Source organism: Acinetobacter sp. YH12021, assembly GCF_013420145.1.
In the GTDB taxonomy this organism is placed as follows: domain Bacteria; phylum Pseudomonadota; class Gammaproteobacteria; order Pseudomonadales; family Moraxellaceae; genus Acinetobacter; species Acinetobacter towneri.
In genome coordinates this window covers 1-10,871 of sequence record NZ_VOYT01000030.1, presented here as the reverse complement: position 1 = coordinate 10,871, position 10,871 = coordinate 1, and the positions used below count along the sequence as shown (strand labels likewise).

Annotated in this window: 11 protein-coding genes and 1 pseudogene; all 12 read right to left on the bottom strand. The window is 38.7% G+C overall.

All coding sequences use genetic code 11. The features are described 5' to 3' along the window. A pseudogene (locus tag FTT91_RS13620) lies at positions 1 to 541 on the bottom strand (IS66 family transposase); the annotation flags it as partial. Positions 542 to 615: 74 nt separating this feature from the next. After that, a complete protein-coding gene (gene tnpB, locus FTT91_RS13615) occupies positions 616 to 951 on the bottom strand; it encodes an IS66 family insertion sequence element accessory protein TnpB (protein WP_163169973.1) in 336 nt (111 codons plus the stop codon). After that, positions 948 to 1,331, bottom strand: a complete 384-nt coding sequence (locus FTT91_RS13610) for a transposase (protein ID WP_180169652.1) — start codon at positions 1,329 to 1,331, stop codon at positions 948 to 950. Before FTT91_RS13610 ends, tnpB begins: the two co-directional genes overlap by 4 nt. Positions 1,332 to 1,601: 270 nt before the next feature. Then, positions 1,602 to 4,895, bottom strand: coding sequence for an EAL domain-containing protein (locus FTT91_RS13605; RefSeq protein WP_180169651.1), 3,294 nt, complete (start codon positions 4,893 to 4,895; stop codon positions 1,602 to 1,604). A gap of 92 nt (positions 4,896 to 4,987) precedes the next feature. Further along, entirely contained in the window at positions 4,988 to 5,290 is a 303-nt protein-coding gene (locus tag FTT91_RS13600; protein ID WP_218952059.1) for a methyl-accepting chemotaxis protein, read from the bottom strand. A 124-nt stretch (positions 5,291 to 5,414) separates the two neighbouring features. Continuing rightward, a complete protein-coding gene (locus FTT91_RS13595; protein ID WP_180169650.1) occupies positions 5,415 to 5,771 on the bottom strand; it encodes a roadblock/LC7 domain-containing protein in 357 nt (118 codons plus the stop codon). Positions 5,772 to 5,822: 51 nt separating this feature from the next. Continuing rightward, positions 5,823 to 6,788, bottom strand: a complete 966-nt coding sequence (locus tag FTT91_RS13590) for a hypothetical protein (RefSeq protein WP_180169649.1) — start codon at positions 6,786 to 6,788, stop codon at positions 5,823 to 5,825. A gap of 81 nt (positions 6,789 to 6,869) precedes the next feature. Next, the gene (locus FTT91_RS13585; RefSeq protein WP_004972861.1) at positions 6,870 to 7,292 is read right to left on the bottom strand and encodes a roadblock/LC7 domain-containing protein; all 423 of its coding nucleotides are present in this window, start codon (positions 7,290 to 7,292) and stop codon (positions 6,870 to 6,872) included. 14 nt (positions 7,293 to 7,306) lie between these two features. Next, positions 7,307 to 7,846 (bottom strand): ATP/GTP-binding protein, encoded by a 540-nt coding sequence (locus tag FTT91_RS13580; protein ID WP_004972859.1) that lies wholly within the window; start codon positions 7,844 to 7,846, stop codon positions 7,307 to 7,309. A gap of 586 nt (positions 7,847 to 8,432) precedes the next feature. Continuing rightward, positions 8,433 to 9,305, bottom strand: a complete 873-nt coding sequence (locus tag FTT91_RS13575; RefSeq protein WP_180169648.1) for a histone deacetylase — start codon at positions 9,303 to 9,305, stop codon at positions 8,433 to 8,435. A gap of 3 nt (positions 9,306 to 9,308) precedes the next feature. Continuing rightward, complete coding sequence (locus tag FTT91_RS13570) at positions 9,309 to 10,262, bottom strand: hypothetical protein (RefSeq protein ID WP_180169647.1); 954 nt, start codon at positions 10,260 to 10,262, stop codon at positions 9,309 to 9,311. Between the two features lie 65 nt (positions 10,263 to 10,327). Continuing rightward, a partial coding sequence (locus FTT91_RS13565) for a transposase (RefSeq protein WP_180169646.1) occupies positions 10,328 to 10,871 on the bottom strand: 544 nt, incomplete at its 5' end.

The following is a 10,871-nucleotide window of genomic DNA, read 5'->3' as shown; positions in this document are numbered from 1 at the left end:
GCAGTTTTTCACTGACATCTTCGCCGATACGACGGAGTTGGCAGCCACAAGCACATTGGGTTGATGCAGGTTCATGCTCAATACGGATGGTGTGTAGATGATCTGGCAGTGGTCGACGTTTAGGTTTATTGGTTTTGGCTTTCTGTGTCGCTGCATTGGTTTTATCTGCATTTAGCCGTTCCAGTTCTAGATCAACCGCGGCAATATCTTCTTCGACCGCCTCATCCCACAGATGGATTTGTTTTGCGGTGAGATGTTCGTTTTTACTGCCGAATTTATGCTGTTTAAACAGCGCCAGTTCATGCTCGTATTTTTGATTGAGAATAGAAAGATGCTGAACTTTAGAATCTAATTGCTGATTGGTGACTTCAAGATGTTGAACTTTGGCATCTAATTGTTGATTTGATACTTCCAGATGTTGAACTTGAGCATCTAATTGTTGTTTATCTTCTGCGAGTTGTTGATGCTGCATCGCCAACTGTCTGGTGAATTCCAGCAGTTGTTCATGGGTCAGTTGGCTTAAGTCAGGCAGCGTATTCATGACCGCAGTATGCCTGAGGTCATGAAGAGAATGAAATAGAACGTTTGGAGGATGGCAGAATGGTCGAGCTTGGTTTAGAGCATATTCACCACTTGCTGCAATCCAATTCTCTGCCAGGGCAAACCTTGGATTAATGCCTGTAACTGTTCCGGGCTGAGGGCCACGGTTTCACCTTGGTGAACTTGAGCCCAGTGAAATTTACCCTGTTCCAAACGCCGGGCACACAGCCAGATGCCCAGTCCATCATGTACCAACACTTTCATGCGATGGCCACGTTTATTACAGAACAGGTAAGCACAATGCGGTTTAATGTAGCCAAAGGCTCTCACCACCTGAGCCATGACCGTATCCATCCCTGCTCGCATATCCAGAGGTTGGGTGGAGAGCCAGATTTCATCAATGCGGATCATGTTGCAAGTACCTTGAGTAATTCTGCTAAAGCAGATATTTTCGATACTTGCCATTTCAAGCCAATTTCTGCTTTTGAGTGGGGTAAAGTAATTTGAACTTTTAACATGTCAGTAGGAGTAGGATCTAATGCTGCAGAGCAAGATAAGGCAATAAATGCAGGTTTATTCGGTAGTGGTGAGCGATCACTCCCTGGCTTAGCATCAATTAAGCGAATCCATTTGGATACAAGATTTGTATTCAATCCATGTTGCAAAGCGACTGAAGCAATTGAAACGTCCGGTGCTTTACAAGCCTGAACGATCTGCTGTTTAAATTCAGCACTGTATGTTCTTCGTTTTTTCGCAAGAGATGCGATGGATGTCTGATTATTTGTAGTCATAAATTTAAGTCCCCACTTGTTTCTAAGTGGGGACTAAATTAAGGCTTATAGGATGAATTCAGAAGGTGTGTTCAGCGGACGCTTACCTTACACAAAAGAATTTACAGGCTCGATTGGACCGCTTTGAGCGAATTGCGGAAATTTCTCTTCGTATCATAGTGCTCATTCAAAAGTATGCTTTGTTTGATATAGCGGACATTACCTTTTCGGATTTTATTGCCCATAAACTACTAAATTAAAACCCGCTTAATGTACCTTACTAATTATCTTTTAAAAATGCAGCTCTTCTATCCGACACGGTTTTCCGTATAAATAGCCTTGATAGGTGTGACACCCCATACTCTGCAATAACGCGCGCTGGGCTTCTGTTTCAACACCCTCAGCTATGACTTGCAGTTCCATTGAGTCGGCTAATGTTATAACTGCCTGAGCGATGGCCCTATCATTACTGCTATTGATAATATCTCGAACAAACCCTTGGTCAATTTTCAACTGATTTATAGGCAATTGTTTTAAGTAGGATAAGGATGAATAGCCTGTACCAAAATCATCGATTGAAAAAGTCACGCCGTGCTGCTGCAACTCTTTCATCTTAGCTTTAACATCAGGAATGTTATTTGCGAGCAACGTTTCCGTAATTTCCAGCTTTAGCAACTGTGGATTTGCACCTGAGGTTTTCAATGCATTTAAAACAGTCTGAACAAAATTATCTTTGCTAAATTGAACTACGCTTATGTTAACCGCAATGCTTAGGTGTTGTTTTTCGGATTCTAAAGACCATTTTGCCAGAGTGGCGCAAGCTTCCTCTAGCACCCACTCGCCAATGGGTACAATAAGACCTGTTTCCTCCGCTAATGGGATAAATTGCAGTGGCGACACCATGCCTTTTTCTGGGTGTATCCAGCGTAACAATACCTCAACACCAATACACTGCTTCAGGTGATTGACCTGTTTTTGATAGAAAAGTACAAATTGCTGGCTTTGTATTGCAGAGTATAAGTCGCTAATAATTGCTGCTCTTGAGCTTACTGCAACTTGCATTTGCGGGTCAAAAAACTGCACACCATTTCGGCCAGCATATTTAGCCTTGTACATAGCCATATCAGCTTGCTTTAACAAATCTTCTTTTGACAGATTTTCACTGTTAAAAAGTGTTACACCAATGCTTGCCGAACTATTGTAAGTTAGACCGTCAAGATTATATTCCCTTGTTAAATTACTCACGATTTTTTGTGCAAGTCTCTCAGCCTGGTTCGCTGCTAATGTTGGTTCATGACTTAAATCTAATGCAATAATAACAAACTCATCGCCGCCTAAACGCGCTACGGTATCACCTTGTCTCACTGAGTTGACAAGACGCTCAGCGACCTGACACAACAGCAAATCACCTTTATTATGACCAGCACTATCATTAAGGTTTTTAAAGTTATCTAAATCAAGAAAAAATAATGCTGAGAAGTTCCTTGTACGAACGCTATGATTTATAGCTCCCGTCAATCTGTCCAACAACAGACGTCGATTAGGTAGCAATGTTAATGGGTCATAAAATGCTAACTGGTGAATTTCATTTTCACGTTGTTTACGCTCAGTGATATCCCTGACAACACCGATAAAATTAACTTCACCAGCCATTTGAACTTCAACTACACCAAGCTCGATTGGAAACATAGAACCATCTTTGCGCAAGGCCTCAAGCTCACGAATACGCCCAGTAATGTCACTGACACCACGTTCTATATAATTTGATAAGTAGCTATCGTGATGCTCTCGATGAGGTGACCCCATCAACATGCTAATATTTTTGCCAAGCGTTTCATCTTCCGTATAGCCGAAGATTTCCTGTGCGGCTTGGTTAAATGTCAGAATTTTACCACGACCATCAATAATAATAATGCCATCAAGCAACCCTTCAACAACAGCTTCCATCTGCCTTGACTTATCACTAAGCGCTTTTTCTGCAATTATTTGGTCATTGATATCAAAGTGTGTACCCAATAACCATAGAGCTTTGCCATCATATGTCCTTGAAGAAATACGCCCTCTGGTGTTTATCCATTTCCATTCACCATTTTTGTGTTTCATACGAAGATTGGCTTCATATATGGGTATTAGGCCTGATATGTGCTTTTCAAGAATAGTTGCACAATAAGCCAGGTCATCAGGATGCGTTAGCCTTTCCCACGTGTATCTGTTTCCAGGTAATAACTCAGAAAGTGTGTAACCCAGTAATGCGGCCCATTTATCATTGATAATCAACTCGCCTGTTTGAATATTAAAATGCCATGTGCCTATATTGTTAGCCTCTATTACGGCCTTAAGTAAATTCTGACTGTTCCTTATGAGCTCTTCATCCTGTTTCTCTTTTGTAATATCTGTTTCAATTGCAATATAGCCGCTCAAACTACCACTTTCACTAAACAGCGGGTTACAAGCTATTCTCACCCAGTAGGAATTTTGCGCTTTTGAATAATTTACAACATCAACATTAAAGCCGTTCTGTTGAGCAAGCGCATCTCTCATTATTGCAACAGTGGCAGGATCAGTGTCGGGCCCTTGTAATAACTCCCCAGGCTTTTTACCCTGCATTTCTTCAATGCTATATCCTGTAAGAAAGGAGAAGGCTTCATTAATCCATATAACTCGACCTTTGACATCAGTTATTACCACACCATTGGTTGTCTGCCTTGCAACTTCAGAAAGGCGTCTTATTTCTGACTGCGCTTCAACTTGTGCAGAGGTATTACGAATGACTACTAATACTTCATTATCATCAATCTTTTTGTATCGGGCTTCGAACGATTGATTTGACTTTTCAAACGTGTAGTTATGATGAATCACATCGTTGTTACAAAAGGCTTGCTTGAGGCACTCTACGAGTTGATGACCTAGCTCATTGGGTAGTATCTCATGAACGGTACGCCCCAAAATCGCTTGTTGAGGTTTAAGTAAGTCAGGATGCTCTTTGCAAACCAAAAAACGAAAGTTTCGGTCAATAACAAATACCATATCAGGCAGTGTTGCCAGTATTGAGGTTGTTTTTGCCATGCCTTTTAAAAACTGCTCTTGAAGTCGAGCTTGATCTTCTTTGGCAATTTCATACTCAACCATGTCTGCAAATTCGCGCAGTTCTTGCTGCTCTTTTGCTGAAAAGTCTCTGGCCACGGAGTCAATGAGACATAGAGTGCCGATGGGTTGCCCACTTGTCTCTCGCAGCGGTGCACCCGCATAAAAACGAATATGCGGCGCGTGGGTTACTAAAGGATTTGACGAAAAGCGCTCATCTTTTGTTGCATCTGAAACAATTAAAATATCCTCATGCAATATCGCATGGCCACAAAATGAGATATCATGGCCTGTTTCACAAGCGTCAAGACCCACTTTAGATTTAAACCATTGCCGGTCACTATCCACCAAAGAGATAAGGCATATTGGCACTTTAAATACAGACGCTGCTAATCTTGTAATGCGGTCAAAGCGCTTCTCTGCTGGCGTATCCAGCAAATTAGTTCGCTGTAATGCAAGTAAACGAGCAGCTTCATCAACAGGGAATTCAGGTGCATTCAAAACGTTACTCCAATAATTTGCTGCTTAATCGATTATTATCAATTGTACTGCAAGAATACACTGTTAAATGTTTTAGGCTTTCACTTGAAAGATTACCGCTTAAACCGTACTACCAGTTTATGAAGCTCATCAGCAATCTTGTTCAAATAAATAATCGTCTCTGAAAGCTGCATCGAGCTGTCATTACTTAAATCAGCAAGCGTTGAAATATTTACTATTTGCCGGTTAATGTCTTCAGCAACATGGGCTTGCTCTTCCACTGCTGCAGCCATTTGGGTCGACATAGAAGCGATTTGACCTATGGATTCTGAAATACCGCTGTAAGCGTCCGCAGGGAAAATCGCAAAAGCGCATATTCTAAAAGCGGATATTTTTACTTTGGGGAAACCGAACATTTCTATTTGGGGCTTACAGGTTTATTGCCTAAAAAATGCTATATGTTTAAAAAATATAGCATTTTTAAATTAACTGACGAATCAATCTTATAGATAAACTCTATAGATTTTTTTCAGTAGTTTCTTATGAAAAATCTAACTCTTTTTCAAATGTTTTTAATTCAAAACGAGCCATCGCTAAATTTGATTTAGAACGGTCAAGAACCAAATATAAAAACAAAGCTTCATTGGTGTCGAGTGGACGGATTAAGTGATATTGCTTACCCAAGGTAATTAGAATATCTTCAATACCATCATTCAATTGAAGTGCTTTAGCAACCTTGCGCTTTGCACGAATCACCTCAGTGTTACCTGCTGCTGCAAGTTCCAATTCAATGCCTGTCCCCTGAGTGGCTAAAGCCAAACCACTTTCACTATCAACCAGTGCTGCTGCAACAAAACCGTCAAGTTCGGTTAAGCTATCTAACGCAATACGAGCCATCTTTTTTCTCCTGAATTTATGGGAGGATTCCCATTAGTTATTTATGCTGCTTTAAAGACCTAGTTTTTTTCGCAATTTTCCAAAAAAACCGCTAATTTTATTCACTTTGGCTTCTTCAATAGTTTGGTGAGCTGCAATAAATTTCGCTTCATGCGGTTCAATGCACTGCCCCATTCTTAATAACTGCGCAATTGCAACAAAATGAAGAACTCTCTGATGAGAAAGTTCTAAATGATCAGCCACCATTTGAATGTTTGCACCTTCGGCAAAACAAGCCGAAAGTTTAAACAGGTCTTTACGTACAGAGCCTGCTAGCAATTGAGGCCAAATGTGTAATTTAAAATATTGACTCAATTGGACTTGTGCCACGTTCAGTGTTATAGAGTGATCTAGAATTTTCCATAAACCAATATATAAATCCTCAGTACGCTGATGACTGATCGTCTCTTGTATAAATTGAGAGGTGGCATAGGATTGATGAATAGTATTATTAAATCTAAGCATTGGGATTTCAGAGTTCGCCCAAATTCTATCCGTAGCTGTATCAATCAAAACTAAAAAGCCTTTCTCATCGTAGACCTGAATAAATCCATTGTTTGAGTTAAAAATATTGTCAAATATGCTTGCTGCATCAAGAGGTTCTAAATGGCTAGTAGGTTCAGCCATGACTTTAGACTTAGCAACTGAAGAGTCATTTAAACAGTAATCGTGTAACCATCGGTTCAACTCATCTAAATGTACGAGTGGATAGGATAAAGTGTCATCAATAATCCGTCCACCATTATCGGCGACTTTAATTAAACACAAATAATGGGAAACATGATGCGATAAGATATTTTGAATACTTGATGAATGAAAAAAGAGTTTATTAACCAAAAGTAAATCAATATGTTGTTCGGAAATATTAACCCAATGAACCTCAATATCCGAAGGTAGGCATGAAATGATTTGTATTTTGAGCTGATTTAGTACGACTAGGCTAACACCAGAAACAGCAATATTTAAAACTCTATTCATTTTATCAATACTTTAACAATGCTAACCAATAACTACACTTTTTAACCAATTTAGCCAGTCAAAATAACTACTCAACTCGAATTAAAGAGGCACCGAATTATCAGCAACCAATAACTCAGAAACTTTTTTTAGTGCATACAACAGTTGACCAATCAAGACATTTTGCGAGGCTGCAGTCACTATCACCATCGGATAGTTTGCGTGCTCAACTCCTACCAAAATCACTTTACCGTTATCAGCCTCAAGAGTAATGGTTTTACATCCAGTTAAGTCGATTTCTGAAATGAATGCAGAAACCATTGCCAGAATTGAACTACTGACAGCAGCAATTTTTCCACCATTCGTCAGATTTTTTTTACTTGCTAGTGCTAATTCAAAACCGTCAGAAGAGCAAAGCATGACAAAATCGATACCAGAAACTTCATTTAAGACTTCTTGAATAAGTTTCCGACCTGAATCAATCAATTGAGGTGGGATCTGACGTGTGTTCTCGACTTTAAACATTTAAGACACCACCTTTAAACTAGAATATTTTGCACTTCAACAACTGCTATCAGCGCTTCAATCATTAACAGTACATCGTCCTTTAGTCGTACATCTACACCAAACAAAGGATATCTATAGTTATTTTCTATCATATAGTCTCGGTAAATCTTCAACATCTGGTCATTTTGTTCATCCAAATGAGTAATCCCAATCACTATATTGTCACTGTATTCTTTAAAATTATCTAAATAAAACTCTAAATCCTGTACGCGCTCTGTACGTGAATGATCAATTAAAATGATAATGCCTATTGCGCCTTTACAAATGATTGACCACATAAAATCAAAGCGGTCTTGACCGGGAGTGCCGTATAATCCGACCTTGGTTTCATCATCAAGAATGATTTCACCATAATCGATGCCAACGGTAGTCAGGTATTTGCTATGTGCATCCAGATCAGTATTAATCGTTTCAGTTTGCATGACTGGAATGTCGGAAAGCATTTTAATTGCTTCTGATTTACCAGCCCCCATTGTGCCGCCAAAAACAATTTTATATTGCTGTAAAAGCATAAAATATTATCATCCAAAAAGCGTTCACCCGGAAAAACCGGGATCATAGATAAATAAACTCACAATGTTGTTTAACAAAAAATTTAATGAGTTAATGCCATCCTAACAAACCAAGCTCGACCCAACCCCAACATGTCACTTAAAGAAAAAACCAAGATGATAAATGCCTGAGCTTAAGAAGATTGAATACTCTTAAGAAATAATTAACAGGCTATCAGTATAATTTATTACGATGATCGAATAAATACTGGAAAATATCAGATATTTCAGTAACGTGAATAATTTTATAATTATTATATACAACCTATGTCACAAAAGTAAATAAGTAAGCTGTCACAGTTCAAAAAATTGCTGCATGTACCAGTAAAATTGCACTGATCAACAACACTGACAGTATTCTTAACACAACAGCCCTATTAGATGTATGCTCAATTGGGACACAAATGAGTGTGTTCATTTGCATGATAAAGAACAAAGGATGTTCCCCCTGTATTTATTTTTCTTTCTTGTACGAGATATAACACGAAGAATATTCAAAGTATTGGATATTCTTCACGTTTTTTTGCACAAAAATTACAAATATACCTTATTCCCCATAATAAATTTCATGGGCAATTTTAAAGGTTTCAACATGCAAATCGACTAAATCAGGTAAAGTCTGATAGCCACCAGCCAACACAAACATCAATGGGATTTGATGCTGTTTGGCAAGCCGAAATACCATTTCATCACGCTGTTGAATATATTCAGCACTCAACCATGGTGAACCACAAGGATCGTTCTGATGACAATCCATACCGGCCTGATAGACGATGAGATCGGCCTGCCATTCGATCGCCATTTCAAAAGCCTCAGCAATCGCATCGCGATATTGCTCAAAATTTCCATGCTGTTTATGAATATGACGAGTAATAGCACGTTCATAACTTCGGCAACCGGACTGCAATGCAAAAATACTAAAATTAAATAGGTTATCCAATCTGAGCGTAAATTCAGCTGTCCCATCCCCACCATGTTGATCACAGTCCAGGATAAAAATTTTTTTATCTGGAAACTGCTGTGCAATCAATGCCAACCCATTAAAAGTACAAAAAGCAACTCCTAATTGATAATGGGCATGATGAAAACCTTGGGCAATATTTGCTGAAATTTGATGCTTCCATGCCAACTCTGCAGCTTTAATTTGTCCGGCATTAATGCGATAAATGGCATCTCTTAATTGAGTGTTCCATGTCTTAAAACCCTGAAAAGTAGCTAGTTTTTTAGGTGATCCAGTATCAAAAGCATCCACATACATAGGGTCGTGGAGTCTTTTCAATATATTGAGATCAATTAATTCAGGTTCATGGAACTGAAAACAGCCTAGATGTTCTAGGGCTTCGGCCACAGCAATCAGTTTTTCCATGCTATTGGTATGGGTTTTTGCAAAGTATTGGGGAGAATAACAAACCTGTAACATGCATTAGCTCCGGATTTGTGCTGAAGCAATATCGGCAAGTTGTTGCAATAAAGTTGTTTCAGGGCTAAACAGGCCATTGGCTATTTGCTGTTGGAAATGCGTGCTAAAGGTTCTCGCACGGTTTTCTGGGGATATTGCAAGCGTAGTTAAGCGTAAATACCAAAAACCTGGTATCTCGCTGTATGGGATTACAAAGCCCGGTAAATTCTGGTTTGCTGTTTTGTTTTGAATAGTTGAAGAATCATAGTCAACTGAAAACAATGAACCTGCGGGTAAACACACCCCATTCATTAAGAGCGGTTTTAAACTGATACAGGAGTGATCATCGCCCATATTTAATTTTTCCAGCAACAAAGGTTGATTGTGCTGATTGACAATAATATTGACTGATCCTTTTCTTAAAATACGTCCATGGGCAATTTTTAAGAAAAAGTTTTCTGCCATTGGACAAGAACCCACTTTAGGCTTTTCAGCTAATACTGGTAACTCGACTAGACCTGTTTGCGCTGAACTTTTAGGCAGAATAATATCAGCAATCATTTGAACTAACAGTTTACTTTCTTCTTGTTGAGCCTGCTGAGCAAGTTGTCTAAGTTGTGCCTGAAACTGAATGTGTTTAATCAAATCAGCTGTGGATTCAGGTTTATTTTTTTGTATGAGGGTCGTAGTTTCGATATTCTGATCCAAATTATGCCAGTCACTAAGCTTACGTTCCTTGAGTAAATTCTTTAAGGTTTGATCCTCATAATCTCTGAACAATTTAAAATCATTCAGTTCATGAGGGGCACGAGCAACATTAATAAACTCTGCAAGAACCCGAGTTGCTTGCGTAAAACCACAACCTCTTCGTTCTGTTTGATGTGAAAAATGTTCGTTCAGCATTTCTGTCAATGTTTCAGAAAGCGGATATTGTTGTCTTTTAAAGAGTTGAACGATTTCGTGATCTGATCCGTGCATTGATTATAACAGTAGTTAATTTAAGGTGCTGTATGTTAAACATATTTGATAGGACTTGCGCACTATTATTTAAAGATTCTCTGTGGTAGCAGATGATTTTTATCGAGAATAAAGTCATCAATGAAGCTTTTGATAATTGGTCTAAATAATTTCTTCTGCCAACGATATACATTTTCAAAGATCCGCTCAAACTGGTTCTTTTGTATCTCAACGTAGGCCATCAAGGCTGAAAAAATATGATTCAAAATCAGTTTAGATCGTCTTACCTGAAACTTTTCAATATGACAAACCTGTTTAATAACCCGGTGATATTGCTCTATTTTCCAATGACTTGAATGTAATTCATGAAAACCCTCAAAGGACAATAAGTCATCTTCATCTTGATGTACAATATAAAACCTCTGCTGTTCTTTTAACTGAGTCTTAAATAATTGTACAAAGCCAAAATCTTTGAGCCAAACCACTTGACCCTGATGGAAATCTGGCAATAAACGCAGTTGAAACCATTGTCCTTTTTCTGGGGAAACCTTACGGTTACAGTCGATACCAAACATAAATCGAATACCATATTTTCTTATGGTTTTTAGATTTCCAGTCGATGAATACCAA